We start from the raw sequence: 22,451 nt of genomic DNA, 5'->3' as shown, positions 1-22,451 counted from the left end.
ATATCTATATCTATATCTATTTGTAAATTCAAAGCCTTTCTAGCACCAACTCACTCACTTTTCCTCGCAAGCTTAAACCAGTGCACTTAACTGATTGTTGGCGATGGCTTAACACCGCTCGTATATCGGGTCTGAAAAGAAAGTAAAAAAAACCCACACAGCTGGTGACTGTATGGGCATGTTCGGACGAGCCGTCTGGAAAAACAAATGATCAATAGAAAGTGAAAAAACGAATAACGAGATCCCCCGACAGTTTCTACGTTAAACGAGTTCAATGACCTTAAAGCGGCTGCTTCAATTATCACTTTGAACTGAACAAAAGCATCCAGAAAGAACTTAAGTTATGATTCAAATACACCATAACTTAAGGCTTATTGTATTACAAATAAATTTTAAGATTGAATGCCTTGAGTGAATGGTTGGTTAGTGAAAATGTGACCTAAGGCTCACTTTCCTAATCAGGTGACCGAAAGTGATATGAATAATTTGAGTGGAGGCATTATCGGCGAAGTTGTGAGGTAATAATCTGAAAGTTGATCATTTTTAATTGGTTAATTATTCCTTTCTAATCATGTTAAAAGTTCAAACTCATAAATGATACCTATGTCACAGGGTGATTTTAACCAGTTTTGATATGTCAAGATTGCTCACAGAAAGTGCAGTCAATTAAACATACAATATTAATTAAATTGATGGTTGTGACGATGGAACGGCATGAACAAGTTTTGCTTCCCGTATCTTCGAATATCTAAAAAATGACCATTTCATTCGGATAAAAATAATAGACATAGGTTGATATGGATTATGAATTCAAAATTGTCTCTAGGGTTTAAAGGAAAATTGATTTTAATGGTGGCGATCGTCAGTTCCAGTGCCTTGGCATTTACGAACTGGTTCACGCTTAACTTGGCGACTGATCAAGTAAACCAAACGATTTATAACGAGATTGATCACTCGTTAACGATAGAAATTAATCAGATTGAAAGCACCGTCCAGCGCACCATCGATACGGTCAATTCCGTTGCACAAGAGTTCATGAAATCCCCATACCAAGTACCAAACGAAGCGCTGATGCATTTTGCCGCTAAGCTCGGTGGTATTGACAAGATTGTAGTGGGTTTTGATGATGGTCGTTCTTACACTTCTCGTCCTTCAGAGTCTTTCCCAAACGGTGTTGGAATCAAAGAAAAATACAACCCAACGACTCGTCCTTGGTATCAACAAGCGAAATTGAAATCAGGTTTATCTTTTAGTGATCTGTTTTTCACCAAGAGTACTCAAGTACCTATGATTGGTGTGACTTACACCTATCAAGATCGCGTCATCATGGCAGACATTCGATTTGATGATTTGGAAACTCAGCTCAAACAGCTAGATAGCATCTACGAAGCCAAAGGTATCATCGTGGATGAGAGAGGGATGGTAATTGCATCCACAATAGAAAACGTGCTTCCACAGAGCAATATATCTTCTGCTGACGCCTTAATGAAACTCAATGAAGCTATTGAACTACCTGACCAATTCATTGAAGGTATGATTGATGGTAATCAGCGAATCTTGATGGCTAAGAAGGTCGATATTGGCAGCCAGAAAGAGTGGTACATGATTTCTAGTATTGATCCTGAACTTGCGCTCGATCAGCTGAATGGTGTGATGTCGGATGCTCGAATGCTGATTATTGCCTGTGTGTTGGGGTCGGTCATATTGATGACTTTACTCCTGAATCGTTTCTACCGCCCAATCGTGTCATTGCGTAAGATTGTTCACGACCTTTCTCAAGGTAATGGCGACCTGACCCAAAGGCTCGCAGAGAAAGGTAATGACGACCTAGGACACATCGCCAAAGACATCAACTTGTTCATCATTGGTCTGCAAGAGATGGTTAAGGACGTCAAATTTAAGAACTCGGATCTCGATACTAAGGTACTGAGTATTCGTGAAGGTTGTAAAGAAACCAGCGATGTACTGAAAGTTCACACTGATGAAACGGTTCAAGTGGTCTCTGCAATTAACGGCTTATCTGAAGCATCAAACGAAGTCGAGAAGAGTTCTCAGTCGGCGGCAGAAGCAGCAAGAGAGGCCGCTGTGTTCAGTGATGAGACGAAACAAATTAACACCGTGACGGAAACCTATATCAGTGATCTTGAGAAGCAAGTCTGCACCACCTCTGATGATATTCGCTCAATGGCGAATGAAACGCAGAGCATCCAGTCTATCGTGTCTGTGATTGGAGGAATTGCGGAACAAACTAATTTGCTGGCATTGAATGCGTCAATTGAAGCGGCGAGAGCGGGTGAGCATGGTCGAGGTTTTGCTGTCGTGGCTGACGAAGTCCGTGCGCTAGCAAACCGAACTCAAATCAGCACCTCTGAAATCGAAGAGGCGTTATCTGGGTTGCAATCTAAATCGGATGGCTTGGTTAAATCGATCGAGTTAACGAAGAGCAATTGTGAGATGACTCGTGCTCAAGTTGTGCAAGCGGTAAACATGCTAGCGAAGCTGACGGAACAGATGAAAACCGTGAGTCACTTCAACAACGATATCTCTGCTTCTTCTGTCGAGCAAAATGCCTTGATTCATAGTATCGCTAAGAACATGCATAAGATTGAAAGCTTCGTTGAGGAACTCAATAAGCTAAGCCAAGATCAACTGACAGAGTCGGCTGAAATCAAAACACTGAATGGCAGCGTTAGCGAGCTAATGAGTAGCTTTAAAGTCTAACGTTTCTATTAATAAACACTAAAAATCAATGTTTTAATTGTGGCTTTTAGCCTGAGAGCCACTCCAAACCTGTCGAGTTTAGAGTGGCCTTTCTGCGTTGTTTTTGTCTCTAAATCCTCGGTAGCGCCACCTCATATCACCTCATTTGTCGCATCTCACATTATGACAAATAGATAATTGACATAAAATAGTACAAATATATCTTATCACTCTACTCTTATGGATAAGTGAGATAAATGTGAATAAGCCAACCCTCATCGTCGCTCTCGCTTCACTCACCTATGGCTGCGGTGGAAGCAGTTCAAATAGCTCAAGTGATAGCGATGACCCTTCTGATAACACCAGTCCAGGAACGTCTTATGGCGTTGTTGCGCCTTATGATATTGCTAAGTATCAAAACATCCTCTCCAGTTCTGACCTTCAGGTATCGGATCCTAACGGCACAGAGGGCAACAAAACCTCTGAAGTGAAAGATGGCGATTTCGATGGTTACATCAGTAATTACTTTTACGCAGATGAAGAGACGGAAAACCTAATTTTTAAAATGGCGAACTATAAGATGCGTTCTGAGGTTCGTGAGGGAGAAAACTTCGATATCAATGAAACGGGTGTAAGACGAAGCTTGTATGCGGAAATAAGCTTACCTGATATCGAGCATGCAATGGCGAGTTCACCTGCCGACCATGATGAAGTGACGTTGCTGCAGATACACAATAAGGGGACTGATGAGAGTGGTACGGGTTATATCCCTCATCCGCTATTGCGTGTGGTTTGGGAGCAAGAACGAGATGGCCTCACAGGTCACTACTGGGCAGTCATGAAAAACAATGCCATTGATTGTAGCAGCGCTGCTGACTCTTCGGATTGTTATGCCACGTCATACAATCGCTACGATTTAGGTGAGGCGGAATTGGACAGTTTTACCAAATTTGATCTTTCTGTTTATGAGAACACACTGTCGCTCAAAGTGAATGATGAAGTAAAAGTGAATCAAGACATCGCTTACTGGCAGCATTTATTGAGCTACTTCAAAGCGGGTATCTATAACCAATTTGAGAATGGTGAAGCGATTGCTTACTATCAGGCGTTGAGATACACCACGACTCAAATCGATGGATCAAACGATTGGGACATTAATGATTGGAAGCTGACTATTCCACCGAGTAAGAATGATTGGTATGGAAGCGGTGGTGACAGTGCTGCTGAGTTAGAACCAGAACGTTGTGAATCGAGTAAAGATCTTCTTTCAAATGACAGCGATGTGTACGACAGTGATATTGATCTTTCTTACTTCAATACTGATGAAGGAAGAATGCACTTTAGAGCGGATATGGGATACGGCACCTCTACCCAAAACTCTAGCTATATTCGCTCTGAGCTCAGGGAGTTGTATCAAAGCAGTGTTCAACCGGATTGTAGCACCAGCGATGAAGATACAAGTTGGTATTTGGACGACACTAGAACGAACGCTACCAGTCACGAGTTAACCGCAAGCTTGCGAATTGAAGATTACCCGAACATCAACAATCAAGATCCAAAAGTGGTACTTGGACAAATCCATGGTTGGAAGATCAATCAAGCATTGGTGAAACTGTTATGGGAAGGCGAGAGTAAGCCAGTAAGAGTGATACTGAACTCTGATTTTGAGCGCAACAACCAAGACTGTAATCATTGTGACCCGTTCAGTGTCGAGTTAGGGACTTATTCGGCAAGTGAAGAGTGGCGATATACGATTCGTGCCAATCAAGACGGTATCTACTTGGCGACTCATGATTTAGATGGAACCAACACCGTTTCTCATTTAATCCCTTGGGGACAAGATTACACAGATAAAGATGGGGACACGGTTTCGTTAACATCAGATTGGACATCGACAGACATCGCTTTCTATTTCAAAGCGGGCATCTATCCGCAGTTTAAGCCTGATAGCGACTATGTGGGTGAAGTGTTTGATGTGAGCTTTAGTTCTCTAAGAGCAGAGCATAACTGAGTTCTCTGATGTTTGATGAGCCATGTCGGTAATGAGGAAGACCATATTGATACCTACAATGTGGTCATTTTTGTTTTTGGACACTTACAGTGATGTGTTTGGAAGGACAAATATTTTGCCCGAACCCTGAAAATACACACGATTACAGCTCGCTTGTTCTGGCCTTGCTATCTCATTTCGTATTCTCAATTCTTATATATTGTCTTTTATCAATAGGAAGTGTGATCCAGTTAAAGTATGGAAAAAGCGAAAAGTGTTCCCAGTCTCATTTATTCAACGAAGTGTTTTATTTGTATTATAAGATTACGTAATATTTTTGTGTTATCGCAAATACTGAGAGAGAAAACGCCTTATAGCTCGTGTTTGCCAATTTATCTTTCACTTACGAACGCTGTCTTTGTATTATAATAATGGATTAGATATGAAACAAATTACTCTAAAAACCTTACTCGCTTCTTCTATTTTACTTGCAGTTGGTTGTGCGAGCACGAGCACACCGACTGTTGATTTCCCAAATAACAAAGAAACTGGTGAAGCGCTTCTGACGCCAGTTGCTGTTGCCGCTAGTAGCCATGATGGTAACGGACCTGATCGTCTCATTGACCAAGACCTAACAACACGTTGGTCATCTGCGGGTGACGGTGAGTGGGCAACACTAGACTATGGTTCAGTACAAGAATTTGATGCGGTTCAAGCATCTTTCAGCAAAGGTAACGAGCGCCAGTCTAAATTTGATATTCAAGTAAGTGTCGATGGCGAAAACTGGACAACCGTACTTGAAAACCAACTGAGCTCAGGTAAAGCGATCGGCCTAGAGCGTTTCCAATTCGAGCCAGCAGTGCAAGCGCGCTACGTAAGATACGTTGGTCACGGTAACACCAAAAATGGTTGGAACAGTGTGACAGGGTTAGCTGCGGTTAACTGTAACATTAACGCTTGTCCCGCTAGCCATATCATTACTTCAGACGTAGTAGCTGCAGAAGCGGCAATGATCGCTGAAATGAAAGCAGTGGAAAAAGCACGTAAAGATGCGCGCAAAGATCTTCGTTCAGGTAACTTTGGTGTAGCAGCGGTTTACCCTTGTGAGACCTCAGTTGAATGTGACACACGCAGTGCACTGCCAGTTCCGACAGGCCTGCCAGCGACACCAGTTGCAGGTAACGCGCCAAGCGAAAACTTTGACATGACGCATTGGTACCTATCTCAACCATTCGACCATGACAAAAACGGTAAGCCTGATGATGTTTCTGAGTGGAACCTTGCAAACGGTTACCAACACCCAGAGATCTTCTACACAGCTGACGATGGTGGTCTAGTCTTCAAGTCTTACGTGAAAGGTGTTCGTACCTCTAAAAATACTAAGTATGCGCGTACAGAGCTTCGCGAAATGATGCGCCGTGGTGACCAGTCTATTAGCACTAAAGGTGTTAACAAGAACAACTGGGTATTCTCAAGCGCACCTGAGTCTGACTTAGAAGCTGCTGCTGGTATTGATGGCGTTTTAGAAGCAACGTTGAAAATCGATCACGCAACAACAACAGGTAATGCGAACGAAGTAGGCCGCTTTATCATTGGTCAGATTCACGATCAAAACGATGAACCAATTCGTTTGTACTACCGTAAACTGCCAAACCAAGCAACGGGTGCGGTTTACTTCGCACACGAAAGCCAAGATGCAACTAAAGAGGACTTCTACCCTCTAGTGGGCGACATGACGGCTGAAGTGGGTGACGATGGTATCGCACTTGGCGAAGTGTTCAGCTACCGTATTGACGTTAAAGGCAACACGATGACTGTAACGTTAATGCGTGAAGGCAAAGACGACGTTGTACAAGTGGTTGATATGAGCAACAGCGGTTACGACGTAGGCGGCAAGTACATGTACTTCAAAGCAGGTGTTTACAACCAAAACATCAGCGGCGACCTAGACGATTACTCACAAGCGACTTTCTACCAGCTAGACGTATCGCACGATCAATACCAAAAGTAATCTGATCGAATAACACTTAATATTTAAGTTATCGCAATAGCCTCCAGCCTCAGGGTTTGGAGGCTTTTTTGTGCTTGCTGTTTAGGTAGAGGAAATATTAGGCCGTTAAATAGATCAAGTAGAGGGCTAGTGGTTGGCCTTGGTGCTCAGTTCTAAATTTGCCTCCCTATCCTTTGCTCAATCTTCAATACAGCTTCCCATTCGCCTCACGTGCCTATCTTAGTAAATAGCGGTTACATGCAATGATACTGGGAACGATAAGCTTAGGTCGCTCGTACGAGCTTGTATTTACACATGAAGTATTCTCAACCACTCATGGCTAGGTGTTTAAGGTTGGTTTTTAGAACGTGATTAATCCTAACCCTATGTAAACAGGTTAGTTTTCTTGGTTTCGATGTAGGGAGGAGTTTGCAGTTGCAACAGGATTATACAGAGCCATTTCTAGCCTTGGTTAAAAGTGACATGTACCAAAGCAACATAAATACTTGATGACATTGAGAAGTCAACGCGGCGATTGATGAGCTTTCGAGGTTTGAATTTGTCATGAATTGGCAAGTCTCTTAAAGGAGAGTGTCAGTGGGCTATTTGCGAGTTAGTTTTGCCAAATGAATGATTTAGTGAAGTTGAATGGAAATAAAAATGCCGTCACTAAGACGGCATTTTTGACAGAGTTTTAAGTTAACTAAACTGACTACTCAGCATTCAGAGGATCTTCAGCAACAACTGCAGAGAATGTACTTGAGTTGTATGGCGATGCACTTAAATCTGCGCCAATACTGTAGTTCTCGTAGTCATCAGAAAAAATTTCAGTCGTGCCTGCTGTATCGGAATAAACCTTGTAGTCGTCGACGTATAAAGTCGTATCCGCTGTTCCACTGTTTGATGAGAACTTAATGGTTGTCGCAGTGACTTCCACACCTGGATTAGTGTTTTGTGATGTATAAGGACCATACTCTGTACCATTGACTTTCACGGTGTAAGTACCAGCAGCGCTCAAGCTTGATGTGTCCCAAGACATCTCTAGGTCAATCCATGTACCTGGAGTGAATGTCGTGACTTGAGTGCTTTCACCACGGAGTGTGACCTTCCCTTCATCAATTTTGAATTCTCCGATTAATGAACTGGTAGAGTTAGCTGAATCAAATAAAGAAACATATGCAGACTCAGTTTCAGCAGCATCATAGTACATCGAAACTTTATGTGTACCCGTCGTCATGCCTGAATCAAACTTGTAACGTAATTCGCCAGTATCGCTAGTATCCGTATCAGTAATAGCCGCCACCTGGTTGTCCGTTGGATCTGGGTCAGGCTCAGTATTGCCGCCATCAACAACAACTGTCGCTTCCGCAGTATTGTTGTTGTACGGATTACCTGATAGCGCTTGGCCATTCGGGTAATTGTTAAAGTTATCTTCAAACACTAGCTCATCAGAAGCTGTGTCATTCGAATAAACTTTAAAGTTGTCAGCGTTTAACTCGTAGTGTGTTGTGTTAGAAGTATCACCAAGCTTCAATGACACGATAGTAACGGCAGCTTTGTCGAAAGCCTCAAAACCGTTGCCGCTATTGTCGTATACAGTGTCATTGACTTTGAATGTGTAGTAACCGCTCGCCCAACTGATTTCAACCGCGAGATCTTCACCTAAAGTGTAAGTGCCTACAGGCTCATCAGGAATTTGAGGTTTACCGCTACTATCGGTAACCGTGGAACGGTAGAAAATTTCTCCAGCATTAAAAATAACTTCGCCGTGTAAATTAGTGTTAGAAGTACCAGAAGCGTAGAGACTAATATAAGCGTTGTTACCTGAACCATTCGCTTCTTGCTCGGTGTCTTCATCTACTTGGTAGATTAAGTCAACGGTTACCTTTCCTGATGCGATACTGTCTACTGTTGCCCCTGTGCTGCTGTCAGACAATTTCAAACGTAGTTCACCCACATCATTCTTTACACCGCCATTGTTGGTGTCCAAGATTTGAACGTAGCCATTGATACCATTTGCTTTATTGGCTTCACTGATAGCTTCTTGTACGGCGTCAGTCGCAGTTTGGTCTGAACCAGAGTAGTCTATGCCAGTGGTGTTATCTGAAATATTCAGAGCACCAGCGTCATCGAAAGAAAAAACACCATCTAGAATTTCGATCGTTGATGTGCCTGTTTCATAATATGTGAAAGAGACCGTACCGGCTTCTTCATCATAATTATTAGTAGAAGCACTTGCATCTTTAATCGTGTAAGTACCTAAGTCATCATCATCGTCATAGTATTTATGATTGCCATCTTCTTGGAAAACATAAACATTTGGTAGATCAGCATTTGATGACGCGGATATTGAAGCGGAGTTACCATCACTGATTTGCCAGTAACCCGTAGTTAATGCTGAAGGTTGGTTACCTGGATCAGTAGAACCATCGGTCGGGATAGGTAAACCATCACTGTTACAACCGAATAATAAACCTGTCGAAAGAGCAACAGCTGTAGCGACTTTAGAAATCTGCATAAAATATTCTCTTTATGATATTAAATCCATATGTAAATCACATAAGAAGTAGATAATGAATAGTCGTTAAATATTTATTAGGATGAAACTAACGTTAATTAGAACATCCTATTATTTAAATAAAGTGCTTAAAATATGCCCCAAAAATTTACAAGAGGAGAGGGTATTTTATAAATTGACTATTTCTAATTAGAATGAGTAAGCAACACCAACACGGTATTTTGCTTCGCGATCTTTAGAAGATGAGCTGATATCAGAAGACCAAATCTCAGCAAAAGGTTTCCAAGAACCGAACTTGTAGTTTACTTTTAAGCCAGCATCCCATTCCCAGTCATCACTATTATAAAGAAGTACGTTATCCAAAGATTTTACATAGTTTGCTTCGTAAGAAAGGCCAAGCTTAGGTAGAGATTCAATTTTGTAAGAACCCGTCAGTGTAACTTTAGACTTTTGAGCTGATTCTAAACGCTCGCCAGTTTCAGAATCTTTGTCACCAAATTGTGTGTGGTTGCGGAAATCAGCATATTCATGACGGTAACGAATTGCGGTCGTTAAACCCATGTCTGCTTTATAGCCAACGCGGAACTGAGGTTTGTAAGTGACTTTTTTCATCTTCCAGTCACCGCCGTTGTAGTTCGGCTCATCCCAGTCCCAAGCGATCGGCATACCAACTTGTAGATACCAGTTGTTATCGACTTTGTAAGTTGCTGTATTTTCTACTTCCATACCGTAAATATACCAATTGCCGTCATAGAAGCTTCTACTGTTTGCTGATTTAACTTCGCCAGAATCTGCGTCGTAGTAAGAATCGTCAGTATGGAATTTAACTTCAAGGCCCGTTGAGTGCTTCCACTTATCTGACAGTTTAAAGCTTTCACCTAACTTCACTCGGTGTTGATGGCGAGCGTCTACGTGAGCCGTGTCGCCATTTGTTTTTGTATAATCCGTCGCAGCACGATACTCGTAACGATAATCAAGAGATGCACCAGTAGCTGTGCCCGCTAAAAGAGTACATGCAACAGCTGCAGAAATTTTTGTAACAGAATTCATACCTTTGTCTCACTATTATTTTTTTATTCTGGATACATCCAATGTACCCGTGGCTCACAAACCAATACCTTACATGGTATTAAATTAATGTATGACAAATATGGTATTTATTATTGAGTCAGATTTCTGTGAGATCTATCAAAAAGTTCTGACTAATGGCCCAAATATATAGCTAAATGTTATGAATATCTCAATTTAGGGCTTGTGTATTAAATCAATCATGACGTACTTCTCATATTCACAAACCTTAGAAACTCACTTTTTTGCATGTGTTAAAATAATACAAATATTAAGTGTTTCTATATGTTAATAATGATGATTTTAACCATCGTGGCTTAAACATAGGGAGCATGTTGAGAGGCATAAATATAAACCATAGCCAGATGTTTAATAAAAGTTACAAAATGGCTAAATGTAAATTCTATTTATCGGTTGGCTTATTTAAGTCGAAGAGAAAATATTTAGTACTAATTCGTGTTCAAAAGTGGTTTCTGTACTGAGTGTGTACTCGGTATCTGTTAACAATAAAGGATGAGTCATGTTTAAGAAAAACATATTAGCAGTGGCGCTATTAGCGACTGTACCAATGGTTACTTTCGCAAATAACGGTGTTTCTTCCCCCGTACCTGCCGATAAATTCGATATGCATAATTGGAAAATAACCATACCTTCAGATATTAATGAAGATGGTCGTGTTGATGAAATAGAAGGGGTAGCCATGATGAGCTACTCACATAGTGATTTCTTCCATCTTGATAAAGACGGCAACCTTGTATTTGAAGTGCAGAACCAAGCGATTACGACGAAAAACTCGAAGAATGCGCGTTCTGAATTACGACAAATGCCAAGAGGCGCAGATTTCTCTATCGATACGGCTGATAAAGGAAACCAGTGGGCACTGTCGAGTCACCCAGCGGCTAGTGAATACAGTGCTGTTGGCGGAACATTAGAAGCGACATTAAAAGTTAATCACGTCTCAGTTAACGCTAAGTTCCCAGAAAAGTACCCAGCTCACTCGGTGGTTGTTGGTCAGATTCATGCTAAAAAACACAACGAGCTAATCAAAGCTGGAACCGGTTATGGGCATGGTAATGAACCACTAAAGATCTTCTATAAGAAGTTTCCTGACCAAGAAATGGGTTCAGTATTTTGGAACTATGAGCGTAACCTAGAGAAAAAAGATCCTAACCGTGCCGATATAGCTTACCCTGTTTGGGGTAACACTTGGGAAAACCCAGCGGAACCGGGTGAAGCAGGCATTGCTCTTGGTGAAGAGTTTAGCTACAAAGTGGAAGTGAAAGGCACCATGATGTACCTAACGTTTGAAACAGAACGTCACGATACGGTTAAGTATGAAATCGATCTGAGCAAGGGTATTGATGAGCTTGATTCACCAACGGGTTATGCTGAAGATGATTTCTATTACAAAGCGGGCGCATACGGCCAATGTAGCGTGAGCGATTCTCACCCTGTATGGGGGCCAGGTTGTGGCGGTACTGGCGATTTCGCTGTCGATAAAAAGAATGGCGACTATAACAGTGTGACTTTCTCGGCACTAAAGTTGAACGGCAAATAGTACATAAGGCTAGTTAGAAACAGGCCTTAAGGAATGTTTTCGAAGACCACTGAACCGAATGTTGAGTGGTCTTTTTGTTTTCTATGAGATTTAAGATGAGCCGGGTATCAGCGAGAGTACAATGAAGCTTACCAATGAACGGTACAGCTGAAACAATACAACCTTGTCAAAAGACAAGGTTGTAATCAGAAAGCGTAGAAAGATTTTAGGACGGCGACTCGATACCGGACTTAGTCATACATCAACTCTTTAGCTTTGTCGGCATCAAACTCCTTTAGAGACTTTCGAGCTAAGTGACGGAATGGGAAAGCTTTAACGACTTCTTCGAATGGTTGGATAGCAAAGGCCCAAAAGATAGAGCCATCTAAACCAAAGATGATCAATGCACACAATGGAATTGAAATTACCCATTGACCAGTAAAGTTGATTTTGAAGACTGCGGTCGTTTTTCCTAGTGCTCTTAATACATTCCCATGAACCGTGTTGTAGCCACGGACAATCGGCAAGAAGATGTAGAGTGGGGCGATAACGGCCAATGCTTGATAGGTAGACTCATCCAAGTTCGGGTAAATGTCACCAATGACCAGACTTAATCCTGCGAACAAGATTGCACACACAAAAGAAATGACGACCGCAATATCAATACTGGTATCGACGTTTTTGACTAGGTCATCCATCTTTTTAGAGCCAATCGCTTGGCTGATAGTAATTGCGGAAGAGTGAGCCCAAGCGGTAATAAATTGAGAGACAGCCCTAATCCAAGGCATCACCAAAGTAATCGCTACGTAAGCGTTGATGTTAAGTTGCGAATACAACAATTGATATATCGTTGCGCCAATCAAAAGCATGGTCACGTTCGCTGCTACAGGGAATATTTCGATAAAGTGACGGCGAACGTTGGTAAAGAATTCAGAGCGCTGAGCGTCTAATTTGAGTGAAATCGCTGAGCTTAAATGCACGCACAAAACCAAATACAGCAAGCGGATCGTTATTGCAATAATGCTGCCTAATGCAGCGCCTTGTACTCCAATCCCTTCAAAATTAGAAAAACCATGAATCAGCACATATGAGAGTACAGCATTGATAGGCAGTTCAATTAAGTAACCTTTGAATGGGACTTTAGTTCTGCCTAGCGCATTAAATAAAGCAATGATCACCTGCGTTAACGCGGTAAAAATAACGATGTATTTCGAGATGTCTAGATAGCGGCTGATTTCTAAGTGAAGGGAAGCGTCATCTGTTAAAGCTTGAATCAAGGGTTGTTCGAAAAAAGTAAGTAGAAGCCAAAATAGTGTTGCTACGCCAAGGTTGATAAATAACCCTGCCCAAAATGCTTTAGATAATGATGCGGCGATGCCAGAGCCCACTGCGCGGCTTAATACTAACTGAGTACCGTTTGCCAGCGCCATTTGAATTCCCAGTACAAAGGCAACGATAGTCGTCGCAATCCCCATTGCAGCTAAAGGGATTTCACCAAGAGGAGAGACAAGCAGTGTGTCGATCATCAACATCGACTGCATCAAGATACCGTTTAAGGCGAGGGGCCAGGCGAGAGAGAAATTTTTCCTTACGTACGATTGTGAAGACACAAACAACACCTTATGTGTATAACCGTAAGCTTTCTCTGAGGTGGCGGAGTAGAGCGTTTAAAGAAGAAAACACTACGGTAGTTGATGGTTAAAAAATGGGTGCTAAAACAAGACTGACTTGTGTCTTTGAAAAACAAGTCAGTTTGGTTAATCTCGGTTATGCGATGGCTAATTCAACCCTAGAGAGCTTTTGGTTCTCATCGTCTAGCAGGACTTGAGAAGCAATTCGAGCTTGCTTGGCATCGCCAGACATTATTGCGTCGTAAATCGCTTTGTGTTCTTCTAAACAGAAGCGACCGCCTTCAGCGGAGTGGTCGATAAACTGCTTGAAGATAGTCGACAGAATGTTCGCGAATGGAATGTAAAATTGATTACCTGTCGATAAGAAAATCGTTTGGTGAAACAGGTGATCGTTGGTCGTCCACTCTTCATAATCGAAGCTATTTGCTGCGATGGTCATTTTCTGGAAAAGAATCGAAAGCTCTTTGCGTTGCTCTACAGTTGCATTGGTTGCAGCGAGCGCACACGCTTCCGGGTCAATCGCTTTTCTTAAGCCTAAAAATTGAGACAAGAAGGGTTTAGTATCTTCTAAATCTTGGATCCAGTACAGCAATTGCGGGTCCAAGAAGTGCCACTGTGTTCTCGGTTTGATACGAGTGCCCACTTTTGGCTTCGACTCGATTAAACCTTTTGCCGAAAGTAGCTTAGTTGATTCTCGAAGGGCAGTTCTGCTCACTCCAAAGATTTCGCACAGCTCCATTTCGCTGGGTAACTTTTGATTTTCTTCTAACTCGCCTGACAAGATCTTGCGAGCAATTTGTCTCGCCACTTGAACATGAATTCGGCGGCTTGAATCTTCCACCAATGTAAATATTGACATTTAAACCACCTGAAATTGAAACTTTGAAAACACTAAAAGCCAGACGAATCTGGTGTTTAGTGTCAGTGTATACGTCGAATTTAGTGTGAGGTTTTCCCTCATCTACTCGGGTCTGTTAACCTTATATAGTGTGGCGAACTTAAATCGCTGAGTGAGCTTATATAAACCAGCTAACTAGGGCGTTATTTGTCCGCCGTTAACATCTAGGATTTGACCTGTGATGTAACCGCTGCAAGCATGTGAGGCAAAGAAAGCAAAAGTAGGTGCTACTTCTTCAATACTGCCAAAGCGACCCATAGGGATATTGCTAGCAATGGTCGACTTTAGCTCATCGCTTTTGCCGTCATGAAATGCGGTATCGATAGTGCCTGGTGAAACTATGTTGAAACGGATATTGTCTTTAGCAAATTCTTTTACCCAGTTCCGATGGATATCGTGTAACCAAGCTTTCGATGCGGCATATACACCAGCACCCACACCACCACCTTCACGAGCGGCAATCGAACCCGTGCTAATAACACTCGATGTTTGGCCAGACTCTGCGGCAGACGCACGTAAGTGAGGAATAGAGAACTTGGTTGTCATCAGCGCAGAGCGAACATTAAGGTTCATTACGCGCTCATAAAACTCATCATCGATATTTTCTAGATTGGCGCGACCACCAAGGCCACCGGCGTTGTTAATCAACACGTCCATGCCACCAAAATGATCAGTGAACTCTTTGACTAACCTTTCGCACTCTAATGTGTCCATTAGGTTTGCAGGAAAAAAGGCAACATCGCCACCCAGTGCGGTAAGTTCAGATAGAACGTCATCGACTTTTGGGCTGAAAGCACGACTATTGATGCCGATTTTTGCGCCGTATTTTGCAAAGACACGTGCGGTAGCTAAACCCATACCAGCAGTAGAGCCAGTAATTAGAATGCGTTTGCCTTTTAAATCGTTAAACATCAGAGCCGCCTATATTGTAGATTATTCACGCCAATAAATCATACAATAACACTTGCTATATTCAAGGGTGTTTATCTAAAAACGGGTTATTACCGACATAAATAGTGAGAGTAAGGGTGGTTTTGTGAGTTCACGCATACATTGAAATAGTAAATGAGAACTATTTGTATGAATTAATAGGTTGAATTGGTTTTATAAACCTAAAGATGAGCAGGTTTGTGAAATATTGCTCCAACCTTTACTGGTAGTGACCTCACGTTATTCTGATGCTGTGTTGGTGAAGATATAAATCAGTGCTATAGTCCGAGTTAAATAATACATATCTAATCGGTAAGTAGACACATGGCTGGCTCTTTCAATTCTATTTCAGGCTCTAAGCGAAGCCTTCATGTGCAAGTTGCACGTGAAATCGCCCGTGGTATTTTGTCGGGCAATTTGCCTCAAGGTTCTATTATCCCTGGTGAGATGGCTCTGTGTGAGCAATTTGGTATCAGTAGAACAGCATTAAGAGAAGCGGTTAAGCTTCTGACTTCAAAAGGCCTATTAGAATCTCGTCCTAAGATCGGTACTCGCGTTGTTGACCGTGCATTCTGGAACTTCTTAGATCCACAATTGATCGAATGGATGGACGGTTTGGCCGATACAGACCAATTCTGTCATCAGTTTTTGGGTTTACGCCGCGCGATTGAACCAGAAGCGTGTGCTTTAGCTGCTCAGTTCGCGAGTGCAGAACAACGCATTGAGCTGTCTGGTATTTTCCAACAAATGGTAGAAATTTCTAGCGAAGAAACGCTTGATCAAGAGCGTTGGCTAGATATCGACATGAAGTTCCATAGCCTGATCTTCAATGCAACAGGTAACGACTTCTATCTTCCATTTGGTAACATCTTAACGACCATGTTTGTTAACTTTATTTCTCACTCTTCTGAAGAGGGAAGTACTTGTATTAACGAACACCGCCAGATTTATGAAGCAATCATGGCAGGTAATAGTGACAAAGCACGCCACGCGTCAGCAAGTCACCTGTTAGAAACAAACCACAGATTACCAGCCGCTAGTTAATTGTTTTCACTGTTATTTTAGCTTTGATCGTTTTGCATTCGAGAGGGCATTCTCGTAAAACTAGGGTAGTCAAAGTTAAAATTACGGTTATTCAAAAGCTAATTTCAGCAGTGACCTCTAAAAAGCACGTTCCATACGTGCTTTTTTTGCATCCAAATTTGATGAAAACCTGACTGGTGTCCAATATTTAATCTATTATTTGCTGTTTCGTTAAAAGCACTAGTAACCAGTATTTTAAGTTATATAATAATACTAATTAAATTATTGTGAGTGTGATTATGCCCCAGTCTCTACTGCCAAATATTCTTCAATTCATAGGTCAAATCGACCCATTCGATAAAATCCCTAAACAAGCACTTCGCGAACTTGCCTCTAACGTGCAAATTACTTATCTCGGCAAGGGAGATGTGGTCGATTTGTGTGAGTCTGGGAAGGAAAAATCGCTCTATATCATTCGAACGGGCTCTATGGAGCAACGAAAATCGGATGGTGTGCTTCGTGCCCGTCTAGGCAGTGAAGATTTGTTTGGCTTTACGTTCTTAGATTCTGAAGTCAACGACGAAAAAGGCTATAGAGCTGTCTCAATCGAAAACACCTTACTTTATGTGATTCCACACTCGGCACTTCAAACGCTTTTCAAAGCCTTTCCAAGTTGCGCAGAACACTTTGCTTCACAGGCGCAGGTTCGCTTGAAGTCGGCACTGGATGTGGTCTGGTCGAATAAAGAGAAAGGCCTGTTCATTCGTAAAGTTGAGGAAGTGGCAAGCGGGCAGGTGGCAATTGTTAAGTCTGAGCAAACCATCCAGTCGGTTGCGGTTGAAATGCTTCATCAACGCTCACCGTGTGCCGTGATCTATGAAGGTGAAACCATTGTTGGTTTGATCACCGACCGAGACATGACTAAGCGAGTGATTGCCCACGGCGTGAGTACTGATAGCCTGATCTCAGAGGTAATGACGCACTCTCCACTTACTGTAAAACCGGATGATCTGGTGCTGCATGCGGCCTCTATCATGATGCAATTTAATATCCGTAACTTGCCCGTTGTGAAAGAGAATAAGGTCGTTGGTCTTCTTACTACGTCTCATTTGGTTCAAAACCACCGTGTTCAAGCGATATTCTTGATCGAGAAAATCAAATACGCGGGCAGCGTGAAAACCATGTCTTCGTTCACCTCAGAGCGACAAGCTATTTTTGAAGCGCTGGTGGAAGGTAAAGTGGCGCCTGAAACCGTCGGCAAGGTAATGACCATGATTATGGACGCCTACACCCGTCGATTGATTCAAATAGCGATTGATAAGTTAGGCCCACCACCGTGTGATTTCTCTTGGATCGTAGCCGGATCGCACGCACGTAATGAAGTGCATATGTTGTCGGACCAAGACAGCGCGATTGTTCTTGCTGACGATGCAACCGACAGTGACCGTATTTACTTCAAACACTTATCGATGATGGTGACCAACGGCTTAGCAAGCTGTCACTACCCATTATGTCCAGGTAAATTCATGGCTGCGACGCCAAAATGGTGTCAGCCACTCAGTGTATGGAAGCACTACTACAAGAAGTGGGTGGCTAACCCAGAGTACGAACGCTTGCTTAATATCAGTGTGTTCCTAGAAATTCGTACTATCTACGGCAACAGTGAGTTCGAAGGTATTCTGCGCGATGAGCTGCATAGCAATATTCGCGGTAACCGTGAGTTTTTAAGCACGCTAGTGAAAGACGCGGTCAATACCAACCCGCCACTTGGCATCTTCAATAGCTTAGTGCTAGAGAAGTCAGGTGAGAATAAGAAAACGTTGAACGTGAAGAAGTACGCGATCAACTTGATTATCGACTTAGCGCGTATTTATGGCCTTGCTGTGGAGTGCGATTTGTCGGCGACTGACGAACGTTTCGCTGCTGCCAATGAAAAAGGCATGCTGAGCGACGATGCATTCAAGAACATTCTGGGTGCTTACCAGTTCATTCTCTCTTTCCGTTTTGGCCATCAACTTGAAGCGCTGAAGAACGGGGATGTGCCTGACAACAACATCAACCCAGATAGCTTTGGTAGCTTTGAGCGTAAACACTTGAAAGATGCCTTTAGGATCATTGCTGACCTTCAAGAAGCGGCGAAAATTCGTTTCGGAGCACGTTAATGAAGCTATGTTCAACTAATAAATGTTTAAAACGAATGCTAAACTATTTTCACCCGCTTGAACGAATTAAACGCAAGCGTAAGCAATATTTGGGTACGGTTAAGCTGCCAGAAGCGTTACATGATCTGGTAGAACAGCCTTGTCCTGAAATGACGGATTTGGCCAAAGACAGCGACTATATCGTGTTGGATCTCGAAACCACAGGCTTAGACAGCGAACAAGATCTTATCTTGTCTATGGGATGGGTCGATGTGGTGAAAGGACGAATCGATTTGGCTTCTGCCAAGCATATCTACCTGAACAATGATTCTCAGATTAACGCTGAAACTGCGGTGATTAACCACATCACACCACAGATGCTGGAAGAGGGCGCATCTATTCATGATGCGATGCTCGCTTTCTTCGAAGCAGCGAAAGGCAAGATTATCGTCGCGCACGCGTGTGTAGTCGAAGAGAAGTTCATTAGCCAATACATTCTTCGCTGCTACGGTTTAAGAGCGATTCCTCTGCTTTGGCTTGATACCTTGTGTATTGAGAAAAGCATGGAGAAAGCGATCAGCAATCATGAAGAAGTCGATTTAACCTTGGCAGGGACTCGCGAAAGGTACGGGCTTCCTGAGTACAACAGCCACAATGCATTAGCCGATGCCGTTTCGACAGCGGAATTGTTTTTGGCTCAGCAGAAGCGAGTTGTGCCTAACGATAATGTGACCGTTGCCTTTCTCTATCGGATTAGTCACTAGGAAAAAGAGCTGCAAGTGCGCGGCTCTTATTTTACTGATTTTAAAGGAAAAAAAGCCAGCGATTAAGCTGGCTTTTGTTTAGGTCTTAGAAAATTAGGACAGTAATTATCTTAGATTATTCATGTAGCTATCGATTAGAAGCTGTAAGTAATACCTACACGGCTACGTAGTTGACGGCTTGAGTCACACACCGTATCACTTGTACATTGAACGTTGCCAAATTCTACGTATGGGCGCCAGCTCCAATCTGCTTCTTTGTAGCCGATCTTCATGTTGTAGTCCCACTCGTACTCGCCGTTGTTACCCATTTTCCATTCGTCATTAAAGAAATCTTCTTTGTAGTTTGCTTCAAAGCCAAACTGCCAAGCGTTCCAGTTGTAATCGATATTACCCGTAATTTTACCGGCATTTAATGAGTCGTGTTGCTTACCATCAAGGCCTGTTGAAGTTTTACCTGATGCATAATTGCGGAACTCATGGCGGTAACGAAGTTTCGTTGTTACACCTGAATCAAATTTGTATTGAACACGTACTTGCGGTTTGTAAGTTACCGCTTCATCACCGAAAGTAATCGGCATTGAAGTTGTTACACGCCAGTTGTTATCGAATTTGAAGTGGTAGCCGTATTCAAATTCGTTATCACCACGTTGAAGTTCGCTTAGGTTACCCTTGTGCTTCATTTCTACGCCGTAGTAATGATTACCTGTGCTACCACCAATTTTCACTCGACCAGCCCATTCTTCCGAATCGTGCTTGTACTCTTCACGAAAATCTAGTGATGCCGCAGACACGCTGCCTGCAAAAAGAGTTGCTAATACTGCAAGCGTTACTTTATTCGTTTTTATCATTTTATTGTTTCCACTGTATCTAAATAAAAAATGGTTAATAAAGGACCAACGTTGAGCCCTTTGTTGTATTGGGATTAAAGTTTTGGGTAAAGTCGTTCTACGTCGCGCTGAGCCCATATTTCCGCTAAGTTCTTTTTCATTGTGAACTTGCTAAAGTCTGTCTAAGTTGCCAGTTTCACCATTCAGGGTTTTCCCTAGCAACGCCGGCTTTTAGGTAAAGCGGAGTTATACGCTCAATGCGATGACGTTTGTTTTCGTGTGTAGGGTTACTCTTTCTTTTGAATTAAAATACTACAAATATGCTAGCGATTAGAATGGTGAGGTTCTGTGAATTAGATCGTGTTGTCATGATAAAACCACTATTTACAAAGGGTTACAAAGTTAGGGTTTGAATTAAGCCTTTGTTTTTTAATGGTTATTTTTCAGGTTATGTTGATTTTCTGAGTTTTGTCTATCAATAAATGTGCGCTACAGCAAAAAATTGAATCTTTAGTTGTCATTTTTATTTGTAATACATTATTATTTACTAACTTTATGTGGCAACTCATATCGTCAGTACGTTAAACAGGTGCACATGCATCTGTATGGTTTTAGGTAGTGATTCTGTCGGTTAGTTTTAAGTGACTACCGACGTGAATGGATGAACTTATGGTTCATAGCTGCATTGGGATGATGGTTTTAGGGCTAAGGCTTTGTTTAAAAGCGAAGATAGTTTAAAAGCGAAGATAGTCTAAAAGTTAACATACCTAAAAGTACGATGTATTTGCCGTGAGGGGATAAAAAGCCTCAATCAAAAAAGGTTTGAAGTGTAGTAGGCAAGGCAGTTACACAGCCTGCTATAGAGATCGGAGTTAGAACGATTGGATATAGTCGCTCTAAACTGATGAAAAAGAAGAAATCGTTGAAGTGCTTGTAAGAGCATTTTGATTATTGCTCCCAACTATTCTAATTATAACTTCTGCTTTCATCTAGAAAGGTAGGAGATGGTAGTCGAAGATCTACCCTTGCGCTCATGTTGATACAGGCAACATGAGCGTTTTTTTATTTGAAATTTGAGTAGAGAGTCGTGTGCGGCTCAATAAGCGTGTAAACCGCGGCTTAAGAATAGGCTTTTAGGTTGATGACAACACGCTCAAGTGAGTCTGTTACAGCATCAAAGCCACGAACATTCACGCTTAATCACATGAATGTTCGTTTCCCTTCTCTTCTCTTCTCTTGTCTCTTAGTTGCAGACGTGTAGCTGCAAACTTTAACAGCAGGCGTTTAGTTATATCAAAGAGCTCCGTGAGAGCTGTTCTTGAGGCTTAGCTTTCTGTAGGCATCCACACCTGTTTAGAGGTGACTTTGTGATCTTTAAAGGTCAGTTCTTCCACTTTGTCACCGTTAGTATTCCAGCGAGTAAGTTTTCCGTTCGCGACTTCACCTTCATCAAACTTCGCTTGGCTGGCCTTATTACCGTTCGGGTAGTAGTCCGTTACCAATCCATCTTTTTGTCCGTCGCTGTATTCAGCTGTCAAGCTTTGTTCCCCATTGGGATACCAGCGAGAGGCGGTGCCTGATAGTTCATTGTCTTTATAATTGAGTTCTGCTTTTTTCTGTCCGTTTGGATACCAGGTTTCAGCTTTGCCTTGCAGTTCACCTTTTACGTAATTCACTTTAGAAGCGACTTGGCCATTCGGATACCAGTTAGTTTCTAGCCCAAGTTCTAAGCCATCGGCAAACTGAGCTTGGGTCGCGACTTGGCCGTTATCGAACTTCTCTTCAAATTGACCAGTGAAAGGTTTTGAATGGTTTACTTGGTAAGCCACGCCTTTACGCATCTGTAAGTAGTCAACAGCATCTTCACGCGGTGTTGCTGCATAGCTCATAGAAGATACCGTACTAAGAGCAATTAAGATTGGAACGTATTTCTTCATAATGACACCTTTTTATTGGACGGGGAAAGTGTAACGGGTGTGTTAAAAGCATTTCACTTCCGTGTATCCCTGTCAGTATCTAATAGTGGTTTTCAAGTTTTCATTATTGGCTGCCTAATATAGGGAACTTTTAAAAGCAAATTATCGATCTTATTTGTACTACAAATATATTGGTTTAATTCATTTTTATAAATTATATCTAACGATATTTTTGCTGCTCTTCTTTAAGCTTTGATCGTCAAGAATAATAGTTTTTAACGATTAATCTTCGATTTTTAGAGACTTTGTTCATATTTTTCGGGGTTTTGGTCGAAATTTAGTGCGGATAACTGCACTGACTTGAGGAATTGCGCTCCTAGGTGGTGCAACTTTGAACTCGATCACTTGTATGATTAATTGGGTGTCAGACTGTAAGATCATTGTCACGCATTTGGATTATTGTAGTACAAATATACTTGCCATTTATTTATAGTGACCTCAACAAAAAAACATAAATA

The 22,451-nt window shown here is 42.0% G+C and carries 14 protein-coding genes; 7 read left to right on the top strand and 7 right to left on the bottom strand.

All coding sequences use genetic code 11. The features are described 5' to 3' along the window. Positions 1–849: 849 nt before the first annotated feature. The 3 genes from AB4185_RS16600 to AB4185_RS16590 all read left to right on the top strand — a co-directional run bounded on the left by AB4185_RS16600 (position 850) and on the right by AB4185_RS16590 (position 6,701). Entirely contained in the window at positions 850–2,721 is a 1,872-nt protein-coding gene (locus tag AB4185_RS16600) for a methyl-accepting chemotaxis protein (RefSeq protein WP_372058043.1), read from the top strand. 238 nt (positions 2,722–2,959) lie between these two features. Then, the gene (locus AB4185_RS16595; protein WP_372135677.1) at positions 2,960–4,711 is read left to right on the top strand and encodes a polysaccharide lyase family 7 protein; all 1,752 of its coding nucleotides are present in this window, start codon (positions 2,960–2,962) and stop codon (positions 4,709–4,711) included. Between the two features lie 421 nt (positions 4,712–5,132). Next, positions 5,133–6,701: a polysaccharide lyase family 7 protein gene (locus AB4185_RS16590; RefSeq protein WP_102332120.1), complete on the top strand. Its 1,569-nt coding sequence runs from the start codon at positions 5,133–5,135 to the stop codon at positions 6,699–6,701. Positions 6,702–7,392: 691 nt separating this feature from the next. On the opposite strand, the gene AB4185_RS16585 is transcribed toward AB4185_RS16590, so the two are convergent. Continuing rightward, positions 7,393–9,198, bottom strand: coding sequence for a hypothetical protein (locus AB4185_RS16585; protein ID WP_102332121.1), 1,806 nt, complete (start codon positions 9,196–9,198; stop codon positions 7,393–7,395). Between the two features lie 189 nt (positions 9,199–9,387). Then, positions 9,388–10,248 carry an oligogalacturonate-specific porin KdgM family protein gene (locus AB4185_RS16580; protein WP_102332122.1) on the bottom strand — a complete coding sequence of 287 codons (861 nt, stop codon included), beginning with the start codon at positions 10,246–10,248 and terminating at the stop codon, positions 9,388–9,390. 538 nt (positions 10,249–10,786) lie between these two features. On the opposite strand from AB4185_RS16580, the gene AB4185_RS16575 reads away from it, so the two are divergent. Then, entirely contained in the window at positions 10,787–11,824 is a 1,038-nt protein-coding gene (locus tag AB4185_RS16575; RefSeq protein ID WP_102332123.1) for a polysaccharide lyase family 7 protein, read from the top strand. A gap of 230 nt (positions 11,825–12,054) precedes the next feature. Here the strand turns inward: AB4185_RS16575 and AB4185_RS16570 are convergent, their stop codons facing one another. From AB4185_RS16570 to AB4185_RS16560, 3 genes are all read right to left on the bottom strand, one after another. Continuing rightward, the gene (locus AB4185_RS16570) at positions 12,055–13,422 is read right to left on the bottom strand and encodes an MATE family efflux transporter (RefSeq protein ID WP_080582237.1); all 1,368 of its coding nucleotides are present in this window, start codon (positions 13,420–13,422) and stop codon (positions 12,055–12,057) included. Positions 13,423–13,570: 148 nt separating this feature from the next. Further along, the gene (locus tag AB4185_RS16565; RefSeq protein WP_017063624.1) at positions 13,571–14,293 is read right to left on the bottom strand and encodes a FadR/GntR family transcriptional regulator; all 723 of its coding nucleotides are present in this window, start codon (positions 14,291–14,293) and stop codon (positions 13,571–13,573) included. A 174-nt stretch (positions 14,294–14,467) separates the two neighbouring features. Continuing rightward, positions 14,468–15,244, bottom strand: coding sequence for an SDR family NAD(P)-dependent oxidoreductase (locus tag AB4185_RS16560; RefSeq protein ID WP_102332124.1), 777 nt, complete (start codon positions 15,242–15,244; stop codon positions 14,468–14,470). A gap of 342 nt (positions 15,245–15,586) precedes the next feature. Between AB4185_RS16560 and AB4185_RS16555 the strand changes: the two genes are divergently transcribed. From AB4185_RS16555 to AB4185_RS16545, 3 genes are all read left to right on the top strand, one after another. Beyond that, entirely contained in the window at positions 15,587–16,306 is a 720-nt protein-coding gene (locus tag AB4185_RS16555; RefSeq protein WP_017072471.1) for a FadR/GntR family transcriptional regulator, read from the top strand. Positions 16,307–16,584: 278 nt separating this feature from the next. Further along, positions 16,585–18,447, top strand: a complete 1,863-nt coding sequence (locus tag AB4185_RS16550) for a DUF294 nucleotidyltransferase-like domain-containing protein (RefSeq protein ID WP_102332125.1) — start codon at positions 16,585–16,587, stop codon at positions 18,445–18,447. After that, entirely contained in the window at positions 18,447–19,190 is a 744-nt protein-coding gene (locus AB4185_RS16545; RefSeq protein ID WP_102332126.1) for a 3'-5' exonuclease, read from the top strand. Before AB4185_RS16550 ends, AB4185_RS16545 begins: the two co-directional genes overlap by 1 nt. Positions 19,191–19,324: 134 nt before the next feature. On the opposite strand, the gene AB4185_RS16540 is transcribed toward AB4185_RS16545, so the two are convergent. Next, the gene (locus AB4185_RS16540) at positions 19,325–20,038 is read right to left on the bottom strand and encodes an oligogalacturonate-specific porin KdgM family protein (protein ID WP_010438391.1); all 714 of its coding nucleotides are present in this window, start codon (positions 20,036–20,038) and stop codon (positions 19,325–19,327) included. Between the two features lie 1,304 nt (positions 20,039–21,342). Then, positions 21,343–21,954, bottom strand: a complete 612-nt coding sequence (locus tag AB4185_RS16535) for a toxin-antitoxin system YwqK family antitoxin (RefSeq protein ID WP_017061462.1) — start codon at positions 21,952–21,954, stop codon at positions 21,343–21,345. Between the last annotated feature and the right edge of the window lie 497 nt (positions 21,955–22,451).

The organism is Vibrio sp. 10N.286.48.F5 (assembly GCF_041469785.1).
GTDB lineage: Bacteria > Pseudomonadota > Gammaproteobacteria > Enterobacterales > Vibrionaceae > Vibrio > Vibrio crassostreae_C.
Note: the sequence above shows the minus strand (reverse complement) of the source record. Positions and strands in the feature narration are given on the sequence as shown.

Bases quoted from the DNA above. Each gene is read 5' to 3' on its own strand.
- AB4185_RS16560 (WP_102332124.1), bottom strand. From the start codon at position 15,244: ATGTTTAACGATTTAAAAGGCAAACGCATTCTAATTACTGGCTCTACT.
- AB4185_RS16600 (WP_372058043.1), top strand. From the start codon at position 850: ATGGTGGCGATCGTCAGTTCCAGTGCCTTGGCATTTACGAACTGGTTC.
- AB4185_RS16555 (WP_017072471.1), top strand. From the start codon at position 15,587: ATGGCTGGCTCTTTCAATTCTATTTCAGGCTCTAAGCGAAGCCTTCAT.
- AB4185_RS16565 (WP_017063624.1), bottom strand. From the start codon at position 14,293: ATGTCAATATTTACATTGGTGGAAGATTCAAGCCGCCGAATTCATGTT.
- AB4185_RS16590 (WP_102332120.1), top strand. From the start codon at position 5,133: ATGAAACAAATTACTCTAAAAACCTTACTCGCTTCTTCTATTTTACTT.
- AB4185_RS16550 (WP_102332125.1), top strand. From the start codon at position 16,585: ATGCCCCAGTCTCTACTGCCAAATATTCTTCAATTCATAGGTCAAATC.
- AB4185_RS16580 (WP_102332122.1), bottom strand. From the start codon at position 10,248: ATGAATTCTGTTACAAAAATTTCTGCAGCTGTTGCATGTACTCTTTTA.
- AB4185_RS16585 (WP_102332121.1), bottom strand. From the start codon at position 9,198: ATGCAGATTTCTAAAGTCGCTACAGCTGTTGCTCTTTCGACAGGTTTA.
- AB4185_RS16575 (WP_102332123.1), top strand. From the start codon at position 10,787: ATGTTTAAGAAAAACATATTAGCAGTGGCGCTATTAGCGACTGTACCA.
- AB4185_RS16545 (WP_102332126.1), top strand. From the start codon at position 18,447: ATGAAGCTATGTTCAACTAATAAATGTTTAAAACGAATGCTAAACTAT.
- AB4185_RS16540 (WP_010438391.1), bottom strand. From the start codon at position 20,038: ATGATAAAAACGAATAAAGTAACGCTTGCAGTATTAGCAACTCTTTTT.
- AB4185_RS16535 (WP_017061462.1), bottom strand. From the start codon at position 21,954: ATGAAGAAATACGTTCCAATCTTAATTGCTCTTAGTACGGTATCTTCT.